The sequence below is a fragment of the Flavobacterium sp. PL02 genome, from assembly GCF_035013205.1.
Taxonomy (GTDB): domain Bacteria; phylum Bacteroidota; class Bacteroidia; order Flavobacteriales; family Flavobacteriaceae; genus Flavobacterium.
Genome location: NZ_JAYGJP010000010.1, coordinates 83,626 through 107,039, shown reverse-complemented (window position 1 = coordinate 107,039; position 23,414 = coordinate 83,626). Strand labels below are relative to the sequence as shown.

At 32.5% G+C, this 23,414-nt stretch carries 20 protein-coding genes; 9 read left to right on the top strand and 11 right to left on the bottom strand.

Annotation, left to right across the window (positions count from 1 at the left end; translation table 11 throughout):
* Nucleotides 1–60: 60 nt before the first annotated feature.
* The 3 genes from SHI72_RS20805 to SHI72_RS20795 all read right to left on the bottom strand — a co-directional run bounded on the left by SHI72_RS20805 (nucleotide 61) and on the right by SHI72_RS20795 (nucleotide 2,632).
* Nucleotides 61–1,323 carry a HAMP domain-containing sensor histidine kinase gene (locus SHI72_RS20805; protein ID WP_323491263.1) on the bottom strand — a complete coding sequence of 421 codons (1,263 nt, stop codon included), beginning with the start codon at nucleotides 1,321–1,323 and terminating at the stop codon, nucleotides 61–63.
* Complete coding sequence (locus tag SHI72_RS20800) at nucleotides 1,316–1,993, bottom strand: response regulator transcription factor (protein WP_039115732.1); 678 nt, start codon at nucleotides 1,991–1,993, stop codon at nucleotides 1,316–1,318. Before SHI72_RS20800 ends, SHI72_RS20805 begins: the two co-directional genes overlap by 8 nt.
* 87 nt (nucleotides 1,994–2,080) lie before the next feature.
* Nucleotides 2,081–2,632, bottom strand: coding sequence for a hypothetical protein (locus SHI72_RS20795; protein WP_323491262.1), 552 nt, complete (start codon nucleotides 2,630–2,632; stop codon nucleotides 2,081–2,083).
* 422 nt (nucleotides 2,633–3,054) lie between these two features.
* Between SHI72_RS20795 and SHI72_RS20790 the strand changes: the two genes are divergently transcribed.
* From SHI72_RS20790 to SHI72_RS20770, 5 genes are all read left to right on the top strand, one after another.
* Complete coding sequence (locus tag SHI72_RS20790; RefSeq protein WP_039115730.1) at nucleotides 3,055–3,672, top strand: outer membrane beta-barrel protein; 618 nt, start codon at nucleotides 3,055–3,057, stop codon at nucleotides 3,670–3,672.
* A 321-nt stretch (nucleotides 3,673–3,993) separates the two neighbouring features.
* Complete coding sequence (locus tag SHI72_RS20785) at nucleotides 3,994–5,640, top strand: DUF6377 domain-containing protein (protein WP_323491261.1); 1,647 nt, start codon at nucleotides 3,994–3,996, stop codon at nucleotides 5,638–5,640.
* 210 nt (nucleotides 5,641–5,850) lie between these two features.
* Nucleotides 5,851–8,067, top strand: coding sequence for a glycoside hydrolase family 3 C-terminal domain-containing protein (locus SHI72_RS20780; protein WP_039119468.1), 2,217 nt, complete (start codon nucleotides 5,851–5,853; stop codon nucleotides 8,065–8,067).
* A 341-nt stretch (nucleotides 8,068–8,408) separates the two neighbouring features.
* On the top strand, nucleotides 8,409–9,866 hold the full coding sequence (locus SHI72_RS20775) for a DUF1254 domain-containing protein (RefSeq protein ID WP_323491260.1): 1,458 nt from the start codon (nucleotides 8,409–8,411) through the stop codon (nucleotides 9,864–9,866).
* 30 nt (nucleotides 9,867–9,896) lie between these two features.
* Entirely contained in the window at nucleotides 9,897–11,156 is a 1,260-nt protein-coding gene (locus tag SHI72_RS20770; RefSeq protein WP_323491259.1) for a BamA/TamA family outer membrane protein, read from the top strand.
* A 321-nt stretch (nucleotides 11,157–11,477) separates the two neighbouring features.
* Here SHI72_RS20770 and SHI72_RS20765 read toward each other — a convergent pair whose 3' ends face one another.
* Nucleotides 11,478–11,786 carry a hypothetical protein gene (locus SHI72_RS20765; RefSeq protein ID WP_323491258.1) on the bottom strand — a complete coding sequence of 103 codons (309 nt, stop codon included), beginning with the start codon at nucleotides 11,784–11,786 and terminating at the stop codon, nucleotides 11,478–11,480.
* Between the two features lie 165 nt (nucleotides 11,787–11,951).
* Between SHI72_RS20765 and SHI72_RS20760 the strand changes: the two genes are divergently transcribed.
* Both SHI72_RS20760 and SHI72_RS20755 read left to right on the top strand, forming a co-directional pair.
* Nucleotides 11,952–12,524 carry a Crp/Fnr family transcriptional regulator gene (locus tag SHI72_RS20760; RefSeq protein WP_323491257.1) on the top strand — a complete coding sequence of 191 codons (573 nt, stop codon included), beginning with the start codon at nucleotides 11,952–11,954 and terminating at the stop codon, nucleotides 12,522–12,524.
* Nucleotides 12,525–12,585: 61 nt separating this feature from the next.
* Nucleotides 12,586–13,374, top strand: coding sequence for an SDR family NAD(P)-dependent oxidoreductase (locus SHI72_RS20755; RefSeq protein WP_039115720.1), 789 nt, complete (start codon nucleotides 12,586–12,588; stop codon nucleotides 13,372–13,374).
* Nucleotides 13,375–13,536: 162 nt separating this feature from the next.
* Here SHI72_RS20755 and SHI72_RS20750 read toward each other — a convergent pair whose 3' ends face one another.
* Nucleotides 13,537–14,289: a porin family protein gene (locus SHI72_RS20750; RefSeq protein ID WP_039115845.1), complete on the bottom strand. Its 753-nt coding sequence runs from the start codon at nucleotides 14,287–14,289 to the stop codon at nucleotides 13,537–13,539.
* Nucleotides 14,290–14,483: 194 nt separating this feature from the next.
* On the opposite strand from SHI72_RS20750, the gene SHI72_RS20745 reads away from it, so the two are divergent.
* On the top strand, nucleotides 14,484–16,742 hold the full coding sequence (locus tag SHI72_RS20745) for an acyl-CoA dehydrogenase (RefSeq protein ID WP_323491256.1): 2,259 nt from the start codon (nucleotides 14,484–14,486) through the stop codon (nucleotides 16,740–16,742).
* A gap of 343 nt (nucleotides 16,743–17,085) precedes the next feature.
* On the opposite strand, the gene SHI72_RS20740 is transcribed toward SHI72_RS20745, so the two are convergent.
* The 4 genes from SHI72_RS20740 to SHI72_RS20725 all read right to left on the bottom strand — a co-directional run bounded on the left by SHI72_RS20740 (nucleotide 17,086) and on the right by SHI72_RS20725 (nucleotide 20,537).
* On the bottom strand, nucleotides 17,086–17,454 hold the full coding sequence (locus tag SHI72_RS20740; RefSeq protein WP_039119473.1) for a nuclear transport factor 2 family protein: 369 nt from the start codon (nucleotides 17,452–17,454) through the stop codon (nucleotides 17,086–17,088).
* The gene (locus tag SHI72_RS20735; RefSeq protein ID WP_039115715.1) at nucleotides 17,447–17,932 is read right to left on the bottom strand and encodes an acyl-CoA thioesterase; all 486 of its coding nucleotides are present in this window, start codon (nucleotides 17,930–17,932) and stop codon (nucleotides 17,447–17,449) included. Before SHI72_RS20735 ends, SHI72_RS20740 begins: the two co-directional genes overlap by 8 nt.
* A 53-nt stretch (nucleotides 17,933–17,985) precedes the next feature.
* Entirely contained in the window at nucleotides 17,986–18,567 is a 582-nt protein-coding gene (locus SHI72_RS20730) for a TetR/AcrR family transcriptional regulator (protein WP_039119474.1), read from the bottom strand.
* Between the two features lie 548 nt (nucleotides 18,568–19,115).
* A complete protein-coding gene (locus tag SHI72_RS20725) occupies nucleotides 19,116–20,537 on the bottom strand; it encodes a PLP-dependent aminotransferase family protein (protein ID WP_323491255.1) in 1,422 nt (473 codons plus the stop codon).
* Nucleotides 20,538–20,642: 105 nt separating this feature from the next.
* On the opposite strand from SHI72_RS20725, the gene SHI72_RS20720 reads away from it, so the two are divergent.
* A complete protein-coding gene (locus SHI72_RS20720) occupies nucleotides 20,643–21,557 on the top strand; it encodes an EamA family transporter (RefSeq protein ID WP_323491254.1) in 915 nt (304 codons plus the stop codon).
* A 1-nt stretch (nucleotide 21,558) separates the two neighbouring features.
* On the opposite strand, the gene SHI72_RS20715 is transcribed toward SHI72_RS20720, so the two are convergent.
* Both SHI72_RS20715 and SHI72_RS20710 read right to left on the bottom strand, forming a co-directional pair.
* Nucleotides 21,559–22,014: a DoxX family protein gene (locus tag SHI72_RS20715; RefSeq protein ID WP_039115708.1), complete on the bottom strand. Its 456-nt coding sequence runs from the start codon at nucleotides 22,012–22,014 to the stop codon at nucleotides 21,559–21,561.
* A gap of 5 nt (nucleotides 22,015–22,019) precedes the next feature.
* A complete protein-coding gene (locus tag SHI72_RS20710; RefSeq protein WP_323491253.1) occupies nucleotides 22,020–23,300 on the bottom strand; it encodes an acetyl-CoA C-acetyltransferase in 1,281 nt (426 codons plus the stop codon).
* Nucleotides 23,301–23,414 lie beyond the last annotated feature (114 nt).

Sequence of the window (23,414 nt, the reverse complement as noted above, 5' to 3'; positions counted from 1 at the left end):
TTTTGATTGATGAATATCTACTTCAAAATTACTCTTGGAATCTGTAGGAAGTTTGAATTTTTAGAATTTAACGGTAAAACGATGCAAATTATTTTCGAATGCGTAGTCTATTTTCCAATGACTTATTTCAGTTATTTTCTTTATAATCGCCATTCCTAGTCCGTTGCCTTGTGATGAAGGATTTGATTTAGAAAAACGATTGAATAATTTATCGACAACCAATGGTGTTTCCTGACCAGTATTTAAAAACGTAATAGAATCGCCAGTAATTATAATGCTAATTTTTCCGTTTTTAATATTGTGTCTAATAGCATTAAGAAACAAATTATTAATAAGTACTTCTGTTAGCGATGGATTTCCTTCTATTTTTAGTTTTTCGGTATATTCGATAACTATGGTGAGGTTTTTGGCCTTTGCTTGTTCTGTAAAGAAATCGAGATGTTTTTTTAAATACTCATTTATAACAATAGGTTGCTTGTCGAGATAATTTTCGTTTTCAATTTTAGATAATAGCAAAAGATTTTTATTAAGTCTATTAAGTCTGGAAACATCTTTGTTTAGAGAACTTAAAACCTCCGATTGTTCTTGGGTTATATCAAGCTGAAAAAGGGTATCAATTTTTGTCTGAAAAAGTGCCAATGGGGTTTGTAACTCATGTGCAGCATTCTCGACAAATTCTCTCTGATTGTTATAAATATCAGTATTTTTTTCGATAAGACGATTAAGACTTTTATTAAGACGGTCAAATTCTTCTACATCAGTATCCATAAAACGAGGGGTCTTATTTTTGTCTATTTCAAATCCCTGAATTTGGTCTAGCGTATCGTAAAACGGTTTCCAAAGTTTTCTGGACGAAATTTTGGTAATGATTAATATCCCTAAAAGTAAAATGATAATTACAACGAGAAATAACATAGCAATACTTGTTACCAAATCTTCAGTCTCTATTAGGTTAATTCTTCCTATGTAAGTGTATGGTTGTCCTTTTATTATAATTGGAGCATTAAGTTCTCTGTAAGGTTCATTTTCGTTTTCTAGCTCATCAAAATAAACTTTATTAAAAATGGTGTCTTTAACAGCAATATGAGATGGAATAATTTGAACGTTTCGATTGTATTTATTCCATAAAGCGATGTCTTTGTTATCAAATTTTGATAACTCATTTTTTAAGAATTCATCCTTATGCAAAGTGAGCGTTTCATCGGTTTCTTCCAGATATAATCGTTCGGTAATGTAGTAAAAAACAGGAACTGATATTAACAGTATAAAAACTGAAAATATCAAAAAACTGGTCGTTGTTTTATTTAAAAGTTTCTTATTCATTATCCCATTTATATCCTAAACCATACACCGTTTTTATATAATCGCCACTTCCTGCATTGTTTAGTTTCTTTTTTAAGTTTTTTATATGCGCGTAAACAAAATCATGATTGTCGAGCATATCCGCCATATCTCCCGAAAGATGCTCGGCTATAGCACCTTTAGATAATACCTTGGTTTCATTACCAATTAAAAACAGTAATAAATCTATTTCTTTTTTTGTGATATCTAATCTGGTATTGTTTACTGTGACAGTTTTAGAAAGAATATCAATGACAATTTCATTAAAGATAACATTATTATTTCCTTTAAAGTTTTTACGTCTAATAAGCGCTTGAATTCGTACTAGTAATTCAGATAAATGAAAAGGTTTAGTCAAATAGTCATCGGCTCCAAGATTGAAACCTTCAATTCGGGTATCCAGTGTTTCTTTGGCAGAAATAATAATAACGCCTTCGGTTTTATTTCTTTTTTTTAATTCTTTTAAGATATCAAAACCATCTCCATCAGGAAGCATTAAGTCTAATAATACACAATCGTAATCATAAGCATTGATTTTATCAAGAGCATCTTTGTATGTTCCAGATGTCTCACAATGAATACCATTGGGCTTAAAATAGCTTTTTATACTTGCAGCTATTTCTAATTCGTCTTCTATTATTAAAATTTTCATACTGCAATTTACTAATTCAATTTTGAATGAAATCTGAATTTATAAATTTGCTTGGTTTTTAATAAAGAAAATATGTTTCATTTTTTATTAATATTCCTTAACATCGGCTATTAAAAATGATTTGCCAGATGGAATCACTTTTATATCTCTTTTATAACTTGTTTTAAAAGTAAGATCTTTAATTATGGTTTCAAAAACAAAGCCTTTGTCTTTTATTACATATAATAATTTGCAGCTAGATACTTTTATTTTCCCATAATCTTGTGTTGGAACAAGAAAACCATTCATGGCAACGTATTTGGTATCAAATTTATTTTTCCATTTCTTTTTAAAAGACTCTTCCGTTAACCCATTATCATACTCAATATTTATGGCATCACTTTTATACTGAGCATAGGTTTTGGTAGTCATATCACTCATTTCATAAGTGTCTTTATTAAAATTGGTTTCAATAGTTTTGATCAGCCATTTTTTTGCATTTTCTTGATTCTGATTTTCTAATTTTTGCTTAGCTGTATTATTTATTGTAGCATTAGATGGAGATATTAATCCTTTATTAGATTGTGCATTTCCATTTTGAATTATTACCAATGTTGATACTAAAATGAAGGTAAATTTTAGAGCATTAAATTTCTGCATTGCGTTTTTTTAATTTTTAAATAATTTGTACTGTCTTTTATTAAAACAGCCGTTTTGCTATTGTTTACTTTATGTGATTCTGTTTAGATAATCTAAAAAACTAGATTTCTCTTTTTGTTCCGTAAATATTGACTTGACACGCCAGATTTTTGGTCAAAAAAACCGAAGTTATAAATTAATAAGACTTTTTGGGATAAATTAAAGAATTAAATTTTTATTTTTTTAGATAGAAAATACTAACTGTTTAAAACGAAAATTTTTAGTTTTTTTGGAGATTTTAGGCAAATTATGTTCCATTTTAGAAAATGAAACATACTTATTTGAGAAAAATAGGCTGATTAAAAAAGTAAGATTAATTTTAGGATTATAATTATTTTATTGCCCCAAACGGAATTACATTTTAATAATCAAAATCAAAAATTATGAAACATTTCAGTCTATTATTTGTTGTTTTTTTAGTGTCGATGGGAGTGAAAGCCCAAGACGCAAATTCTTTTTCTCTTAACCTATACGGAGGATATACTTTTTCTGATAAAGTATCGTATTATAATTCCTCTGGAGAAGTAGGTGATGGATTTGAATATGGTGCTGGTTTTGAGTATTTTATTACAAAGAACGCTTCTGTCGAATTAAAATATTTAAGACAGCAGGTTGATTTACCTATATACATATTAGGAAATCAAATTAATGCTGGTGATGATAAATCAACTTTTAATTTTATTCTTGGTGAAGGAACTTATTATTTTGATACCGGTTCATCTAATGTTTCCCCTTATTTAGGAGGAGGTCTTGGAGTTGCAATTGTCCAAATACCACGTAATGGTAGTGATACTAATTTTGCATGGGATGTTAAAGCTGGTGTAAAACTAAGAACAAGTTCATTACTATCAATAAACTTAAATGCCTATTTGCAATCTGTGAGCACTGCGGTAGGAAATAGCTATTATTGGACATATTATTATGGCCCAGTGGCTGTAACTGATTATGTAGCTTCATATCAGTTTGGATTAGGAGCTGTATTTAGCTTCAATTTTAAATAAGAACTGAATCTTTTACAAGATAAATTAAAAGCATCCATGATTGGGTGCTTTTTTTATGTTTTGTGGTTAAAATTGTATCATATTGTCCATAAAGTAACGCGGATGCCACAGATTTGCTGGAGCAAAAACGCGGATAAAAACGGATTTTTTAATCTGTGGCAGAAGAATAAATTAGCGCAAAGTGAGCAAAGTTTCTTAGTGCCTTAGAACCTTAGTTTCTTAGAACCTTATAAAGAATGAGCCTTATAAAGAAAGAACCTTTAAAATTAATTGCACTTTACTATCTTTGGCTATCATAATTATTTATATCTAAAAACGGTTTTGAAAAATACTTTTTTGTTTCTTTTTCTGGTTATTGTATGCTTTCCTGCTTATGCTGAAAACAGAGCCGATTCGGTATTTGTAAAACTGAATTTAGCATTAAAGAACAAGCAGAAATATGTTGAGTTAAAGGAAGAGCGTATTGCTAATTTCAAAAAGATAAAATCGACTGACTTAACGGATTATCAAGAGTATAATTACAACAAGAGTTTATACAAAGAATACCAAAAATTTGATTCAGATTCGGCTATTTTTTATGTAAAAAAGAATCTGAAGATTGCCAATGAACTTCATAAAAAAGATTTAGAAGAAACGGCTCAATTACAATTAGCAAATCTATATTCTTCATCGGGGAGATACCGCGAGTCCGAAGAAATTTTAAAAGGTATAAACAAAAAGCAATTATCACCACAATTACTTCCAGATTACTATGAAGGATATCGTGAGTTTTTCTCGCATTATTCGACCAATAGTTATAATCCGATGTATGTAGAACAGGTTGTAAAGTATCGCGATTCATTATTGGCAATACTAAATCCGCAATCGCTGAAATACAAGATCAATCTAGCCGAAAAGAATATTTCTGAAGGGAAAATTGATAGTACAGAGAAAGATTTGATAAAATTATTGAAAGAAACAAATGATGACAATCCGCAATATGCTATGATTGCTTATCTTTTGGGAAGCATCAATAAAAAGAAAGAGAATCTGGAATTAAAGAAAATATATTATGCAATCTCTGCTACTGCGGATTTAAAAAACTCTATAAAAGACAATGCTTCTATCCAGGAATTGGCATTGGTTTATTATGAATTAGGCGATGTAGATACTGCATATAAATTAACAAGATCAGCTATCGAAGATGCTATTTTTTGTAATGTGCAATTCCGTACGCTACAAATGTCCGAAGTATATTCGATTATCAATACTGCCTATTTAGAGAAAGAAGCCAAAAGCAAAAGTCAATTGCAATTGTACCTTTTATTTATAAGCATACTTTCTGTTTTTCTTGTTGTAGCTGTAATTTATGTTTACAAGCAGATGAAAAGAGTTTCGAGAATTAAAGAAGAACTTTCGAAAACTAGCGAAGAACTGGTAAAGCTAAATGCAGATATTAGTAACACAAATAATCAGTTGCAAGAAAGAAACGCTCAATTATCAGAATCTAATCATATTAAAGAAGAGTACATCGCGCATTTTTTTAGTCTTTGTTCTACTTACATCAATAAATTAGAAAATTACCGTATTACCCTAAACAAGAAGGCTACCGCCAAACAGTTTGATGAGTTATATAAAATTTTAAAATCAACCACCTTGGTCGATAATGAACTCGAAGAGTTGTACAAGAACTTTGATACTATCTTTTTAAATCTATATCCCACTTTTGTAAAAGACTTTAATTCTTTGCTTATAAAAGAAGAACAAATTGTACTTAAGCAGGGCGAATTATTAAATACCGAACTACGAATTTTTGCATTAATACGTCTTGGTATTAGTGATAGTGTAAAAATCGCAGCTTTTCTTCGTTACTCATTAAGCACCATTTACAATTATCGTACAAGGGCGAGAAATAAGGCTGCAGTTTCTCGTAATGATTTTGAAGAAATGGTTATGAAAATTGGCTTAATTGTAGCCAAAACGCAATAATTTATTTTAAATCTACTACTTTTTTCGTGCTCTAAAATCAGTTAACTGCTTGTTGTTTAGTTTTTTATGTTTTTAATTTACTACTTTTCTATAATAAGACTTCTTATGTAAACTATAACGTTTTAGTTTTACAATATTAATTATAGGAATCTTAGTTTAAGATTAGCTAGAATTTAAGTTTAGTCTTTATATTAAAATAAATAAGTAGTTATGTTTAGAAACATTAAAGCAGTTGTTGTTTTGCTTTTATTGGGTTCATTCGGAATGAATGCACAAAATAAAGTGCCAGTTTATCTAGATGATAAAAAGCCAATTCAGGAACGTGTAGAGGATGCACTTGCGAGAATGACATTAGAAGAAAAAATAGCAATGGTTCATGCGCAATCAAAATTTAGTTCGCCTGGAGTACCACGTTTAGGAATTCCTGATTTCTGGATGACCGATGGTCCTCATGGTATTCGCCCAGAAGTTTTATGGGATGAATGGGATCAGGCAGGATGGACAAATGATTCTTGTATTGCATTTCCTGCGCTTACTGCTCTTGCAGCAACCTGGAACAAAGAAATGTCTGCATTATACGGAAAATCTATAGGTGAGGAAGCTCGTTACCGTAATAAAAATGTTTTATTAGGGCCTGGAGTAAATATTTACAGATCACCACTTAACGGACGTAATTTTGAATACATGGGCGAAGATCCGTTTTTGGCTTCAAAAATGGTTGTGCCTTACATTAAAGGTGTTCAGGAAAACGGAGTTGCAGCTTGTGTAAAACATTTTGCATTAAATAATCAGGAAACAAATCGTCATACAGTAAATGTAAATGTAGATGATCGTGCTTTGTACGAAATCTATTTACCAGCATTTAAAGCAGCAGTTCAAGAAGGAGATGCCTGGACAATTATGGGTTCTTACAATAAATACAAAGGACAACCTAACTGCCACAATGAGTTTTTATTAAACGATATTCTTAGAGGAGAATGGGGTTTTAAAGGAGCTGTTGTTGCCGATTGGGGAGGCGTTAGTAATACCGAACAAGCAATTACAAATGGTCTGGACATGGAATTCGGAACATGGACAAATGGTTTATCTGCAGGAACAAGCAATGCATATGATAACTATTATTTGGCAAAACCATACCTGAATTTAATAAAATCAGGAAAAGTAGGAACGAAAGAATTAGATCAAAAAATACGTAACATACTTCGATTGGCATTCCTTACAACAATGGATAGAAACAAACCTTTTGGTTCGTTTGGAACAGAAGAGCATGGTCTTGCAGGTCGTAAAATTGCCGAAGAAGGAATTGTTTTATTACAAAACAAAAATAATATATTGCCAATTAATCTTAACAAAACTAAGAAAATTGCAGTTATTGGAGAAAATGCAATCAAGATGATGACAGTAGGAGGTGGTAGTTCATCTTTGAAAGCAAAATATGAAATTTCTCCACTTGATGGCTTAAAGAAAAGAATCGGATCTCAAGCTGAAATTATCTATGCTCGTGGATATGTAGGTGATGCAGAAAGTAGTTATAACGGAGTTGCATCTGGGCAAGATTTATCAGAAAAACGTTCGGCAGAACAATTATTAGCAGAAGCTATAGATGTTGCTAAAAAGGCCGACATTGTATTGTTTATTGGTGGATTAAACAAAAGTAATCATCAAGATGCTGAAGGTGTAGATCGTTTGTCATTAGACCTTCCGTACAATCAGGATAAAATTGTAACCGAATTGCTTAAAGCAAATAAAAACCTTGTATTTGTAAATATTTCTGGAAATGCAGTAGCAATGCCGTGGGTAAACGAAGTACCAGGAATTGTACAAGGATGGTTTTTAGGATCTGAAACAGGTAATGCTTTGGCATCAATTTTAGTTGGAGATACTAATCCATCAGGAAAATTACCATTTACTTTCCCGGTAAAATTAAAAGACAATGGAGCACACGCTTTAGGAGAATTTCCTGGAGGTCCAGAGGTGACTTATAACGAAAGTATATTTGTAGGATACCGTTGGGCAGATAAGCAAAAAGTAAAACCATTGTTCAGCTTCGGACACGGATTAAGCTACACTACTTTTCAATACGGAAGTGTTACCGCTAGCGCGAAAGAAATAACGGCTGCAGATAAAATTACATTTACAGTAAAAGTGAAAAATACAGGAACCAAAGACGGTTCAGAAACAGTTCAGTTATACATAAGTGATTTAAAATCTTCTTTACCACGTCCTATCAAAGAATTGAAAGGATTTGAAAAAGTAAGCTTAAAAGCTGGAGAAGAAAAAACAGTTTCGATTACAGTAGATAAAGCTGCTTTAAGCTTTTTCGACCCTGTTAAACATGACTGGGTTGCAGAACCTGGTGATTTTGAGGCATTAATTGGAGCTTCTTCTACAGACATTAAAACGAAAGTGAAATTTAAATTAAAATAGTTCACTAAAGATGCTTTTGGAGCTTAATAATTAGGGCTTCAATGGTTGGTTAGTTAGTTTGCATGATCCCGATTACTTTTTGTAATCGGGATTTTTTTGTGCCTTAAATGAAGTAATTCTGTTGCATATTGTAAAATGCAACAGAATTCGCAGGTTTAAATAGGATAGGTTAAAAAGTAAAATTAATTTTAAGGTTTGAGAGTTTAATTATAAAACGTAACTTGTAAGAAATTTTTTAATTTAATTAAGTTAGTCACATAATTTTTTTAATAATTGATGTTTCGAGAATATTTATTAATTACAAAGTATATAATTTTGCTTTGTATTAAATTCCAAAACTTATGAAAAACTTTACTATTACACTTTTTATAATTTGCTTATTTATAGCATGCAAAAAAGAGGAAAAAAAAGAGGATAAGGCAAAAGAAACAGTTGCTGTTGCCGATGATAATACCATCATAGAAGCAGCTGAAGCAGCCTATTTATACGGTTTACCATTAGTAATAATGGATATTACCCGAAGACAATTAACTAATACTGAGGTGCCAAATAACTTAGTAGCACCCATGAACCAGTTTAGTCATAAATCGGCGTTTCCTGATGCAACCCTTAAAAATGGTTTATATCCTAATGCTGACACCTATTATTCATCGGCTTGGCTAGATTTAGGCAAAGGACCTGTGGTGCTTTCTGTTCCAGATACATACGGTAGATATTACCAACTTTCTATGGAGGATGCTTATACAAATGTATTCTCCTCTGTGGGCAAAAGAACAACAGGAACAACTGCGGCAAATTTTTTAATAACAGGACCGAAATCTAATGAGCCTGTTCCTATAGGAATGGAGGAGATTAAATCACCAACCAATATAGTTCGTATTATTAGCAGAATCCAGATGAATAGTTATGTCGATGGACTAAAGGTTTACAAACTACAACGCTTATACAAACTTATACCTTTAAGCAGTTGGGGAGCAGATTATATTGCACCAATGGGAAAAATCGATTCATCGGTACCAAAAGGTACGCCAACAGAAATTGTTTCGAAAATACCTATCGGAGAGTTTTTTAATTATGTAAACCAGTTAATGGCAAACAATCCGCCAAAAGAGGCAGATGCCGAAACAATAAAATTGCTTGCAACGATAGGAATTAAACCAGGAACAAAATTCAATTTAAGTTCCTTTAATAGTTCAGTACAAGCTGCTTTAAGAGGACTTCCAGACAGAATATTAGGAGAACTAGATAAAGACATTAAATCGCCACCAAAGCTTGAAAATGGATGGAGTCCAATAGATACAAAAACAGGAGTATTTGGAACCGATTATAAACGCAGAGCCGAGGTTGCATACTCAGGACTAGAAATTAATCTTCCGCAAGATTTAATTTACTCATTTTGTATAAATGACGAAGATGGCGAAAAACTTAATGGTGCTAATAAATATACAATTCACTTTAATAAAGATCAGGTTCCATTAGCAAATGCTTTCTGGTCATTAACAGCCTATGACTCTAAAGGATTATTCGCGGCAGGCAATCCGATGAATCGTTTTACGATAGGTAATCGTGATAAGTTAATTAGAAACGCAGATGGTTCAATAGATATCTATTTTCAGAGATCATATCCAGGGAAAATTAGAGAAAGTAATTGGTTGCCAGTAGCATCAGGAGATTTTAATATCGTATTGCGAGTATATTCTCCAAATGAACAAATGCTAAAAGGCAAATGGGAAATACCAGCAATTAAAAAAATAGTTCCAATTGTACCAGCAACAGATGTAGTAGCAACAGTTGAATAATTAGTTTTAGGAACAAAATGATATTTGTAGATGAATATACTCTTTAGAAAGAAAAAATACTTCACTAAAGCGACAATAATATTGTTGGTTATATTCATGCAAAATAGTATGATTGCACAAAATGAAAAAGCAACTTGTGAACCTAAAACATTCTTTGACCTATTCAAAAAGAAAGATACACTAAAGGATCAAAAACCTGCTAAAAACAGTTTTTTTCTCGTAATTCCTGTAATTGGTTCGCAACCAGCTACAGGATTTATGTTTGGGGGAGTTGCTCAATATACATTTAAAGGCAAAGAACTTGAAGATAAATATTCGATTATAAATTTGGGAGTAACGTACACTACAAAAAAGCAATTACTTATTAATGCAAAGAATAGTGTTTTATTAAAAGGCAATAAAATATACCTAAACGGAGATTATAGATTGTATGTTTTTTCTCAGCCAAATTACGGATTAGGAACCTCAATTATTCCGGGTAATAATCAAGATACAGATTTTGATATTGATGCGTTGGCTCAGCCTATGGATTATAATTATTTTAAATTCCATCAGGCGATGTCATGGGAAGTAAAAAAGAATTTTTATGTAGGAGCAGGAATCGATATTGATTGGTACGCTTCGATAAAAGATTACAACCTCGATGTTGCCAACGGGCAATATACCTATCATTACAATTATAGTCAGGAAAATGGATTTAACGATTTAGAATATTTTGTAAATGGTTTTAGTCTAAATCTCGTGTATGATTCCAGAGATAATCAGGTAAATGCAACGCATGGAATATTTGCAAATTTTAATTATCGAATAAATCCGGATCTATTCAATAATCAGCGAAATAGTAATGTATTATATACGGAATACAGACAATTTATTCCACTAAGTAAAACAAACGAACGTTATATCTTAGCATTTTGGGCGTATGGGCAGTTTGTAACAAGCGGAAAAGTTCCTTACCTAAATTTACCCGCAATAGGATGGGATCAGCGTAGTAGGAGCGGAGAAGGATATACACAAGGATTATTTAGAGGATCCAACTTAGTATATTTATCTACAGAGTTTAGATTTCCTATAACTTGCAACCAAATGTTTAGTGGTACTGTGTTTACAAATTTTACAACAGCAAGTAATTCAGGTACCAACGAAAAACTTTTTCAATACGTACAGCCAGCAATAGGAGTTGGTTTACGTATTTTAATAGATAAAGCAACCCGCACAAACCTTATTGTTGATTATGCTTGGGGACGAAGCTCAAAAGGATTCTATCTTAATGCAGGAGAAACTTTTTAATTGATAACTAACGGTTTTTAATTGATAATTAACAAATGATAATTGATAGTTGACAATTGATAATTTAGAATTGCTCAGAAACTTATAGCCCACGGTTTCAACCGTGTGATATGGATTGAGATAATATATTTCGCTCCAACGGTTGAAACCGTTGGCAATGTTTATAACATGTTATTTGCAATTGCTATCTCTCTGTGCTAGTGCGAGCGTCCCGCCATAAGTGTTCGAAACCTTAGTACCTCAGAACCTCTGCAACTTTGTACCTTAAGAGAGAAACCTTAGTGCCTCAGAACCTTTGCACCTCTGCACCTTAAAAGAAACCTATTTTATCTTCACAGGAATCGGACCGCCACTAGAAACATAACCGCCACCAACTTTATCAATATTTACATCGACCTTATTGTTTACATTAACGTTTAAATTTGGAGCGCAGGATTTAATATTTACATCAATAGTACCATTTGCATTTACAGGAACTAAACCATAATTTTTTGTAGCTAGTACATTAAGATTATCATTTTTCTCAATAGCATATGCTTTCGGAATAATGTCTACATTTTGTAATGTTAAAATAGTCAGACATACTGCAATTACAGTTAATATGAATTTAGTATAAAAATCTGTTTTCATAATTTTAGGGTTTAATTATTTAGAGATACTAATATATTCTATTTTTTTAGAGAAAAGTAACCTTTGTCCCTTTGCACCTTAAAAAAAACCTTTGCACCTTTAATAATCTTTTAACTCAGAAAGAGTTTGTAGCTTTGCAGGAACTTATAAAAACCAATGTAATTCATGTACACAAAACTACTTGAGCTTGTAGGAGAGATTATTACTATCGATAATTCAGATGTTATATTGGTCGAAAATTTCTTTGAGCCAGTAAGTTGTAGTAAAGGAGAAATTTTAGAAAATGAGAGTAAGGTAGCTCGGTATTTATATTTTATCAACTCGGGTTTTATTAGAGCTTTTTATAACCAGAATGGCAATCAAATTACGACACATATTAATTGTCCTTCGGGATTTATTACTTCTTTTAATAGTTTTGTAACAGGAACTCCTGCTGTAGATAATATCGAATGTATAACTGTGTGCGAAGTACTGCGAATTACAAAAAAGGATTTTGATGCATTATGCAATAAAAGCCAAAAGTGGGCAGATTTTGCTAGAATCATTTATGAAAAATCTTTAATTTATAATGAGCAAAGAACCAATGACATTGTTGCTTTATCAGCAGAACAGCGTTATCTAAAAATAGTAAAAGATAATCCTGCTATGATCCAAAATGTTCCACTACAATATATAGCGTCGTTTATAGGAATTAAACCAGAGAGTTTAAGCCGAATTAGGAAACAGATAATTTCCTAACATACGTTAAGTAGATTGCTTTGGTTATTACTGAATTTTGTATCAGATAATAATTAAAGAAATGAAAACACTAAAAAACAAAACCGCACTTATTACCGGAGCTTCATCTGGTATTGGCGAAGCATTTGCTTATGAATTAGCAAAGCAAGGAGTAAATCTTATCATAACAGCCAGATCAGAAGATAAACTACAAATTCTAGCTCATAAAATTTCAAAAGAACATAACGTGCAAGTGACTGTATTTACTGGTGATCTTTTGCAAAAAGACACTCCACAGAAATTGTATAATCAAATAAAACAAGCTGGATTGTCGGTAGATTTATTGGTAAATAATGCAGGATTTGGTAAGTGGGTAAATTTTCTTGACGAAAGTATGGAAGATTATGACGAAATGATTGAAATTAATATTAATGCTCTTGTAAAATTATGTCATCTCGTATTACCAGATATGCTGAAAAAAGGGGATTGCGGAATCATAAATGTAGCTTCGACTGGAGCATTACAACCATGTCCTTATGTTGCAACATATTGTGCAAGTAAATCATTTGTATTGGATTTCTCAGAGGCATTATATGGCGAATATTCTAAAAGAGGAGTAACGATTACAGCACTTTGCCCAGGGAATACTACTACAGGATTTCAATCAGTCGCAAAAGCAAATACTAAAGGAATGGCTGCAGATACTCCAGAAACAGTTGCCAAACAAGGAATCTCGGCATTATTAAAAAACAAAAGCTTTAAAATAGTTGGTACTACAAACTATTTACAATCATTTTTGCCAAGATTATTACCTAGAAAAGCAGTGATTAATATTGTTAGCAAAATGATGAATGCTAAAGTAAATGGATAAATTCTAAAGCTAATATCAAATTGTTTTTCGCCGCAAATTGCGCCAATTTTCACGAATCAGTTCGTGATAATTGGTGCAATTAGTGTTTGATTTTATTCATATTATAAAATATAAAGAACAATTTAATTTACACAATTAATTATATTTTGTATTTCACCAAAATCATTTAGATTGAATGCCATTTTTTTCTTCGAGTGCTTTTTTCTCAGCGGCTCTTTTGGCAGCTTTACCTTTTCCTATTGGGAATGCAGCCGTTAAATAAAGAGAACGATTGTATTGGTTAGGTCCATCTCCTTTCATTACAGGAACCAAACCATAATAATATTGCATTCCAACATTTATACCATTTCCAGCAGTTATACGATATCCTAAACCAAGGGCGACACCAGCATCTATAACACGTACCTGATCTTTAATATCGTTTTTGTAGATTACGTTATCACCGTCAATTTTGTTTCTAAATCTATCAAAAGCTTTACTTAATAGCCCAAATTGAGGGCCAGCTTTGACATAAATATTGTTGTCAAATTTATATTTAATTAAAATCGGGACATTAAAATAACGAATTTCTCTATCCACATATCCACCTTCAAAAGTATTATCTAAGGTTTCGTTTTCTAAAGAATACACTGGTATACCATGAGCTCCCATTGGAGATTTTACAATAACTCCAGTATTTACCATCCAGTTTAGACTTTTTTTCAAATGGATATCAAAATAAAAACCAAGGTTAAACCCGATGTTCGAACCAGTCGTTTCCTGATTAGAAATGGTTGATAAATTAACACCACCTTCCAGACCAAACTCAAGAAAAGGAGAGTTTAGTTTGTCTCCAAACACCATAGAAATTAAAACTTGAGAATAAGAGGTAGATACGAAAAAGAATGTAATAAGTAATAGAATACTTTTTTTCATAAAATCTTTGTTGAAGTTTAAAATAGCACTGAGCATCACCTGATTAACGAAGATACAAAATAAACTATTTCTCACACAGAATTATTTCTTTAACATTTCATATAAATCACTAAATAAAATTAATTATGACATCCTTAACGCACTTTAGTTAACAAAATTCTTTAATTTAACAAAAGTTAAAAATTAAGATTGCTATGGAAAACTCAAGACTCAAATCCTTTATACCTCTTTTTTACCTTGTTTGGTCGGATGATCTTTTAACCCAAAAAGAGTTCGTCACGTTGCAAGAATTTATTCGCTCACAAAACTGGCTTACCAAAGAAGAGCGAGAAGAATTACTTTCTAAAATAGATATTTCGGTACCACCATCAAGAGAACAACTTACTAGTTGGAAATTAGAAATAGAGAAAAGTATTCAGGATAAACAGTCCGTTAAATCCATATACGATATTGTTGTTGCCCTTTCGGGAGATGATAAAAATCTTAAAGAGCTTGAACCTGTTTTTACAAAACTAGAAAATGACCTTGGAGTTTTTGGACAGGAAGCGATTGGTACTTTCAAAAAAACGGCAACTTCTCTGACTTCAAATTATAAAACAGAAAGCAGTTTTGACTCAACCAAACTAACAGAGATTCTGGATGGAGAACAAGCAACAATTATAAAAAGAGTAAAATCGGTTATTAGTAAACCTGAATTTGCTTATGAAACTTCTACAGATATTAATGTGTATCGTGCAAAAGTATATGATTGGTGTAAAATCCTTGCCAAAGAAAATTTTGGTAATATGGCGTACCCAAAGCAATATGGCGGAGGAGAAAACATAGCCGATTATTTTGCTATTATGGAAACCCTGAGTTATCACGATTTAAGCTTGGTAATAAAATTTGGTGTACAATTTGGACTTTGGGGAATGAGTGTACAATCGTTAGGGACAGAAAAACATTATAGTAAATATTTAAAAGATATAGGTTCACTCAGATTACCTGGTTGTTTTGTCATGACCGAAACACATCATGGTTCGAATGTAAAAGGGCTTGAAACTACAGCTACTTACAATCACGACGATCAAACATTTACAATTCATACGCCGAACAAAAACGCACAAAAAGAATATATTGGTAATGCAGCTGTACACGGACAAATGGCAACTGTTTTTGCAAAACTAATCATAAATGATGTTGATTATGGTGTAAACGCATTTGTAGTGCCTTTAAGAGACACAAACGGTACAAATATAAAAGGTGTTACAATTGGAGATTGTGGACATAAAATGGGATTGAATGGGGTGGATAATGGAACAATAAGTTTTGATAATGTGATTATCCCAAAAGAGAATATGCTGGATAGATTTGCTTCGGTAAATGAAAAGGGAGAATTCGAAAGTCCGATTCCGAGTGACAACCGTCGTTTTTTTACCATGCTTGGAACATTAGTTGGCGGACGTATCGGAATTCCACGTTCGGCATTGGCTGCAGCCAAATCTGGACTGGCAATAACAATTAGATATAGTGATCAACGCCGACAATTCGGACCAGAAGGAGGTTCGGAAGTTCCGATTTTAAATTATCGTATGCATCAACGCCGTTTGATTCCGCAACTGGCAAAAACCTATGCAGTACATTTTGCTTTGCAATACCTTACGAATCGATTCCTGAATAAGAAAGAATCCGAAATGCAGGAAATTGAAGCACTTGCAGCCGGAATGAAATCATACTCAACTTGGAGCACAAGAGATATTTTGCAAGAATGCCGTGAAGCCTGTGGAGGAAAAGGATATTTATCTGAAAACAGAATCGATGCCTTAAAAAATGATACTGAAATTTACACCACTTTTGAAGGTGATAATACTGTATTAATGCAATTGGTAGCAAAAAATCGCTTATCTGAATTCAGAAAATCATTTGGCGAAATGGGAGCATTGGGAATCGTAAATTATGTTTTTGAAAATGCAAAAACTGCCATTTCTGAAAAAAATCCAATTGCCACCAGAAAAACAGAAGATGCCCATTTGCTTGACAATGAATTTCATTTATTAGCTTTTCAGCATAGAGAAAAAACGACTTTAGCATCTGCTGCAAAGCGGATAAAAAAACTTATCGACAGCGGACTCGAGCCTTATGATGCGTTTAATGTGGTACAACACCAAATGATAGATGTTGCTCAGGCATATTTGGAAAGAATCGTTTTGGAGCAGTTTCAAATTGCAATTGAAACAGTTAAAGATATAAACGTTAAAGAGATTCTATCGAAATTATGCCATTTGTATGCACTAGCTCAAATTGAAAAAAATAAAGGTTGGTATCTTGAAGATGGATATATGGAAGCGGTAAAAACAAAAGCAATTCGTAAAATGGTTAACCAGCTTTGTTGGGATATAAGACCTGATGCTGTTGCTTTGGTAAATGCATTTGATATTCCCGAAAGTTGTCTTGCTGCGCCAATCTTAAAGTAATTGTTAATTATTAATTTATATAGCTGTGTATAATTGCACACAGATTATACTCAATCTTGTCACCCAAAGCGGAGTCGAAGAGTGAGAAGTTTGTGGTTGTATTGTGAGTAAACCTATATTACGTAGACGCACTGCGGTGCGTCTCTACAGAAAATCTTTGTTCACCCCAATTTTGTCACCCAGAGTGGAGTCGAAGGGCGCATAATCTGATGCTATTTTGAAATGACAAGTTTGTGATGAACGGTAAGAAAAAAACAAACCATTAAGAGATTAAGACCTTAACTTTTCTTAATCTTTTAATGGTTTAAATAAATCGTATCAAAATTTATGTTTAGTAAAACTGTTAAACAGGGATGAATTGTTTTGGATCATAAAAAAACTGTTCCTTCTTTATGAGTTCTCCTTCCCAGTTTTGACGCGTCATTTCTTCGATTTCCGTAGAAGTTCCATCTTTCCATTCAAATTTGAAATACCATTGAATGACTACAAAATCACCATTGATAAAAACAGGACGAATACATTTAGAAACTAATGATTTTACTCTCAAAAGTACATTTTTCTCATTGGCAACAAGAAAATCTCTACCAACACGAGGTTCCGCTTGGTTTTCTTGCATAGATGCATCTTCGGTATAAAATCTTTCGATCGCTTTATCATGCTCGTTGGCTTCTACCATCGAGATAAATTGCTCTACAGTTTCTAATTTAGGCATGTTCTTTCAGCTTCTTTATTATTTCCATATAACGATTTTCAAAAACAGTTTGTTCTACAGGAACTACAACTGCTTGGAATAAACGCATTAAATCATCAGCATGATTTGCTACTTTTTTTGTTTGAAAACTGTAATGAATAAATTTAATCCAAAGAACAGCTTTTAGTTCCGTTTCGTCTTCGTTCCACATTTTCATTTCTACCAATAATACGTTATCAGTATATTGAATTAATTGCGAATCTATAACAACAGTTTCCATTGTAAATGCTGGTCTCATGTAGCTTATTTGGTTAGATGCAACCACCCAACTTAAAGCTGATGTTTTCATGAGTTTAAAGATATCTAATCCATAATGCTCAGCGATTTGGTCTTCGCGGGCATTAATAAAATATTCTAGATATTTTGAGTTGTTTAAATGATTGAATGGGTCACAATCCTGAAATCTGATTTTTCTTTTTGTCTTTAATACTTTTTCCATTTTTTTTTAAAATTACACTGCATACCAATTGGTATATAGGGAGTTAATTTTTTTTACTTTTTAATAGTTTCTATTATTATGTTATCAATACAATCCATTGCATTGTTTATGTAGGTTTCGTCATTATGGGTAAACGATAAAAGCGAACTTCCCTCGATTAGAGATAAAATTATTTGAGCATATTTTTTTACATCAATAGTTGGGGTAATTTCATTCAACTCAATTCCTTCGTTTAGAATATCAGTTAATCCATAAATAAACTTTTGAGATAGTTTTTCGGCTGCTTTAAATAATAACGGATTAACAAATTTTGTATCAATTCCAACTCTTAGCATAGGGCAGCCACCTCTATCTTTTACCAGATCATAATAACTACGATGATAATTGGTTATTGTGTACAATTTATTAATACTGCCTTCTGTGGTAGCAATTAGTTTAAATAATGGTATTATAGCTACACTTACATTAAGTTGGAAAGCCTTTAGAGCCAAATCTTCTTTATTTGCAAAATTACAATAAATTGCTCCTTTTGTCAGTCCAGTTGCATTAGTAATATCCGATAAACTCGTACCAATATAACCCTGTTTGTTAAAAATAGGAGCAACTTTGTCTAGTATAAATTCCGAAGTATTCATGGGGCTGATTGATTTTCGAATAAATTATAGAGCAAAAATAATAAATAAATACCAATCGGTATGTGAGGGATTATTTTTTTTAATAAAAGTTTTAGAAATATTATTTTAGGTGCTGTTTACTAGCAAGTATTGCCTACAAAGGAACACGAATGATACTGATTTGCTAAAGCAAAGACACGGATAAAAACGGATTTTTAAAACCTTTGCGGTTAGAGTTTTCCCACAGATTATAAAGATTAAATAGATTTCCTGCATCGTCTATAATGGAACACGGATGACACAGATTTGCCAAAGCAAAGACGCGGATAAAAACGGATTTTTAAAATCTTTGCGGACTTAATGGTTAGACTTCTTACTACAGATTTAAACTTTGCGACCTTTGCGTAAACTTTTGTGACCTTTGCGGTTAAATTTTTGCTACAGTTTTTTTTCACCATTAAGAAATAAAGAAAAATTAAGTTCAATTCTTAATGATACTTAATGTCTTAATGGTTTAGAATTTTTGCACTAATTTAAATCTTTGCAAACTTTACGGTTAATATTTTAATCTACATTTTACTAACCAACATACCCAATGTTTGTATAGATTGTCGTAGTTCATTACTCCACGGTAATCCAAAACTTAATCGCATACAGTTACAAAATTGATCCTGAAAAGTAAAAATTCTTCCCGGTGCAATGCTAATATTATGTTTCATAGCTATTTGATAAAACACGGCAGTATCGATTTTTTTATCTAATTCTAACCAAAGAAAAAATCCCCCTTGTGGCTGACTCACTTTGGTTCCTGCAGGGAAAGATTCCAAAATGGTATTAATGTAATTAATACTATTGTGATGCAAAATTTGACGTATTTTTCGAAGATGATTTTCATACCTTCCATTTTTGAGGAAATCAGCAACTACTTCGTGTGTAATAGTGGTAGCAGATACGGTATGATAAAGCTTGGTACGTAATATTTCTTTTTTAAACTTTCCAGGCGAAACCCATCCTACACGATAACCAGGAGCAAGAGATTTAGATACAGAGTTGCAACAAAGTACGATTCCGCTTTCGTCATAAGTTTTACAATTGGTTGGTCTGCTAGTTCCAAAATACATATCACCATAAATATCATCCTCAATAAGCGGTACATTATAATGCTCCATTAATCGAACCACTTCTTTTTTATGCTCCACAGGCATCATGCTTCCTGATGGATTGCTAAAGTTGCTCATTAATAAACAAAGGGTGATTTTTTTGGTTGTAAGTGCTTTTTTCAGAGCGTCAAGTTCTATTCCTGTTGTCATGTTAGTAGGCAATTCCATTATATATAAACCCAATGATTTTGCCAGTTGTAAGATTCCAAAATAAACAGGACTTTCTGTAATAATAGTGTCACCAGGTTTAGTCAATGTCATTAAACAATGGGATATAGCTCCTATGCAACCAGATGTTGTAATTACATCATCTTCGGTTAATGTGCCTCCCCAGGTAAATGACCATCTGGCAATTTCTTTCCTTAGATTAAGATTCCCTTGTAATTCATCATAGCAAGTACCACTATTAGGCGACTGTCGCATGGCTTGAATCATTCCTTTATTTAATTTAGTAATAGGAAGAAGCTCATTAGATGGAAATCCTAAAGAAAGCATAGTTACATTTTTATCCATCATACTGCCATAAACTAGGTCTATTAAATCTTCCCGTTCGATATTGGCACAACTTATTATCGGGCTACTTGGTGTAGGTTCAGCAATTGCTCTTGCCGAAATGTTGCTTACATAATAACCAGATTGTGGTCTGGATTCTATAAGAGAACGGCTTTCCATTTCGTAATATGCCTTGCTTACTGTGCTCATGCTGTATCCAGTTTCGGCACATACTTCTCGTATTGATGGAAGTTTATCGCCAACATTAAAAAGACCTGCTTTTATCTGTTTCTCAATACGATCTGCAAATTGTAAATATAAATAGTTGGTATTTTTCATTTTAAAAATGATAACTGTTGCGCTGCAATTTAATAAAACTGTATCTGTATTGCTATTTTATTTTCTAGAAATTTGCTGTATTACAAAATGTAAATAAAAGTTCCCATGAAAAGCACAAAATATTACTTGGCAGCCATTACGGCATATACAATCTGGGGTTTTTTTAGTCTAGTATTAAAACCAATACATTCTTATGCTTCTTTAGACATTTTGTTCTACCGCGTTTTTAGTTGTAGTATATTATTGTTGCTGATAACTTTTGTTTTTAAACGAAAAAGAGTAAAAGATGCAATCGAAACTTTTAAAGCATTACCACTCTCAAAAAAGCGTAAAACCATTTTATTAAATATTGGAGGAAGTATATTTTTAACAGCCAACTGGTTTACATTTATTTATGTAATGAATCATGTGAGCGTTAAGGCCACATCACTTGCTTACTTAGTTTGCCCAATCTTAACCACATTGTTGGCTTATTTTATTTTGCATGAAAAACTTTCTAAAACACAATGGGTATCAGTAGGGTTAAGCGTTACTGGTTGTTTGCTTTTATCGTATGCTAATATTATGGATATGGTTTTTAGTATCGTAATAGGTCTGACTTATGCGAGTTATTTAGTTAGCCAAAGAGTAAATATTGGATTTGATAAATTTATTGTGCTTACTTTTCATATCACTTTATCGGCATTGTTTTTATTGCCATTTTTTCCTGCGTACAGCGGACCAATTCCAACGGAGTTTAACTTTTATCTATGTATCGAAATAATTGCTTTGGGCTTCACTATTTTCCCATTATTACTAAACTTATTTGCACTTACAGGTCTTAACTCATCTACAGTGGGAATGTTGCTAAATATTAATCCTATGATTGCTTTTGGTTTGGCAACTTTTGTTTATCACGAACAAAGCGGACCGTTGCAAATTTTATCATACGGAATAATTTTTATCTCGGTACTTGTTTTTAATTCACATCATCTTTTTAAAAACAAACAAAAAGAGATTCCAATGACAAAGTGCAGTTAATTTATAAAACGATTAATTTCATTTTAGATAGTAATTTGTCGATACTCCAATTATAAACAGGAATTGAAGCTAATAGCAAAGAAGCTGCACTTGCTGTAAATACCGAATAATTAAATGGCGCTCTGTATCCAGCAAAAATAAGCATGCTTAAAGCAAAAGACAACGTTAATGCAAAGCTACCATAAGCGGATAATTTGGTCTTAAAACCAATAATTAGTAGCACACCAAATAAAACCTCTGCCAGCGTTGCAATGATTCCCATTACGTTGGCAATATCATGATTGAGATAAGGCATTAAGGAGTTGGTATAATCTACAAAATTAGCCCAATTTCCCCAACCAACATTCGGTTCTCCCGGAGCGCCAAGCATTCCTAAACGATCCATTACAGGTAATATAAAACCAATTCCTAAAGCTAGTCTTAAGAATATTTGAGCAATTTGTTGTGTGTTTTTCATTTGTTTTATTTTTCAATAATCATTGTTATTCCTTGTCCGCCAGCTGCACAAATAGATATAAAACCCCTTCCTGAACCTTTCTCGTTAAGTAGTTTTGCCATTACACCAATTATTCTTCCGCCAGTAGCGGCAAAAGGATGTGCTGCAGCAAGACTACTTCCTTTTACATTAAGTTTATTTCTGTCGATTGCACCAAGAGATTTCTTTAATCCTATTTCTTTACTGAGTTCAGGACTTTCCCAAATTTTTAATGATGCTAAAACTTGCGCTGCAAATGCTTCATGAATTTCATAATAATCAAAATCCTGTAGCGTTAGTCCAGCTTTATCGAGCATTCTGCTTGCAGCAAATAAAGGAGCTAATAAAAGATTCTGTTGGTTTTTTACATATTCGATGGCGGCAACTTCAGCAAAAGTAATATAGGCGAGGATAGGAAGACCTTGTTCTTTCGCCCATTCTTTACTTGCCAAAAGTATGCAAGACGCACCATCGGTAAGAGGAGTAGAGTTACCAGCCGTAAGTGTTCCATTTACTTTATCAAATGCAGGAGGAAGCTTTGCTAGTTTTTCTATAGTACTATCTCTTCTTAAATTATTGTCTTTATCAAGTCCTTGAAAAGGAGTAATCATATCATCAAAAAAACCTTCGTTATAAGCCTTTGCCATATTCAAATGACTTTTTAGCGCTAGATTGTCTTGGTCTTCTCTTGAAATTTTATAGTATTTGGCTGTAATTTCAGTATGTCCGCCCATAGAAAGTCCTGTTTGAGATTCTTCGTTTCTAGGAACTAAAGGAGTAAAATCTTTTGGACGTAGTTTAAAAAACTGTTTTATTTTGCCTCCCAATGATTTCTCTTTTCGCGCATCAAGCAATATCTTTCTCAAATTTTCGCTTACCGCCATGGGTATATCACTTATAGAGTCAACTCCACCAGCAATTCCAGATTCAATTTGCCCGAGTGCTATTTTATTGGCTATATAAATGGCACTTTCTATTCCTGTATCGCAGGCTTGTTGCAAATCGCAAGCAGGAGTAGCAGGATCAAGAGCCGTTTTCATTACACATTCTCTTATAAGATTACTGTCGTATGTATGTTTGATAACTGCACCGCCAGCAACTTCACCAAGTAGTTTTCCTTGTAGCTTGTGTTTCTCTATTAATCCGTTAAGAGCAGCAATCATCATATCTTGATTTCCTACTTTTGCGTAAGCAGTATTTGCTCTTGCAAAAGGAATTCTGTTGTATCCTACAATGGCAACTTTTCTTATTTTATCACTATTATTCATATTTAGAATTTTATTTAAATGAAAAGATCAAAGTTGAAGTTTTACTTTAGAAGAATAAATTTAATGAATTAGATTTAAAAGTATTGCCTTCTCTATAAAATAATAAGTCTCCAG

What these genes read in the sequence shown, in the direction of transcription:
- SHI72_RS20725 (WP_323491255.1), bottom strand. Translation starts at nt 20,537, where the DNA reads ATGAAAAATACCAACTATTTATATTTACAATTTGCAGATCGTATTGAG.
- SHI72_RS20710 (WP_323491253.1), bottom strand. Translation starts at nt 23,300, where the DNA reads ATGAATAATAGTGATAAAATAAGAAAAGTTGCCATTGTAGGATACAAC.
- SHI72_RS20720 (WP_323491254.1), top strand. Translation starts at nt 20,643, where the DNA reads ATGAAAAGCACAAAATATTACTTGGCAGCCATTACGGCATATACAATC.
- SHI72_RS20740 (WP_039119473.1), bottom strand. Translation starts at nt 17,454, where the DNA reads ATGCCTAAATTAGAAACTGTAGAGCAATTTATCTCGATGGTAGAAGCC.
- SHI72_RS20805 (WP_323491263.1), bottom strand. Translation starts at nt 1,323, where the DNA reads ATGAATAAGAAACTTTTAAATAAAACAACGACCAGTTTTTTGATATTT.
- SHI72_RS20715 (WP_039115708.1), bottom strand. Translation starts at nt 22,014, where the DNA reads ATGAAAAACACACAACAAATTGCTCAAATATTCTTAAGACTAGCTTTA.
- SHI72_RS20800 (WP_039115732.1), bottom strand. Translation starts at nt 1,993, where the DNA reads ATGAAAATTTTAATAATAGAAGACGAATTAGAAATAGCTGCAAGTATA.
- SHI72_RS20765 (WP_323491258.1), bottom strand. Translation starts at nt 11,786, where the DNA reads ATGAAAACAGATTTTTATACTAAATTCATATTAACTGTAATTGCAGTA.
- SHI72_RS20790 (WP_039115730.1), top strand. Translation starts at nt 3,055, where the DNA reads ATGAAACATTTCAGTCTATTATTTGTTGTTTTTTTAGTGTCGATGGGA.
- SHI72_RS20735 (WP_039115715.1), bottom strand. Translation starts at nt 17,932, where the DNA reads ATGGAAAAAGTATTAAAGACAAAAAGAAAAATCAGATTTCAGGATTGT.
- SHI72_RS20745 (WP_323491256.1), top strand. Translation starts at nt 14,484, where the DNA reads ATGGAAAACTCAAGACTCAAATCCTTTATACCTCTTTTTTACCTTGTT.
- SHI72_RS20795 (WP_323491262.1), bottom strand. Translation starts at nt 2,632, where the DNA reads ATGCAGAAATTTAATGCTCTAAAATTTACCTTCATTTTAGTATCAACA.
- SHI72_RS20750 (WP_039115845.1), bottom strand. Translation starts at nt 14,289, where the DNA reads ATGAAAAAAAGTATTCTATTACTTATTACATTCTTTTTCGTATCTACC.
- SHI72_RS20780 (WP_039119468.1), top strand. Translation starts at nt 5,851, where the DNA reads ATGTTTAGAAACATTAAAGCAGTTGTTGTTTTGCTTTTATTGGGTTCA.
- SHI72_RS20755 (WP_039115720.1), top strand. Translation starts at nt 12,586, where the DNA reads ATGAAAACACTAAAAAACAAAACCGCACTTATTACCGGAGCTTCATCT.
- SHI72_RS20760 (WP_323491257.1), top strand. Translation starts at nt 11,952, where the DNA reads ATGTACACAAAACTACTTGAGCTTGTAGGAGAGATTATTACTATCGAT.
- SHI72_RS20775 (WP_323491260.1), top strand. Translation starts at nt 8,409, where the DNA reads ATGAAAAACTTTACTATTACACTTTTTATAATTTGCTTATTTATAGCA.
- SHI72_RS20770 (WP_323491259.1), top strand. Translation starts at nt 9,897, where the DNA reads ATGAATATACTCTTTAGAAAGAAAAAATACTTCACTAAAGCGACAATA.
- SHI72_RS20730 (WP_039119474.1), bottom strand. Translation starts at nt 18,567, where the DNA reads ATGAATACTTCGGAATTTATACTAGACAAAGTTGCTCCTATTTTTAAC.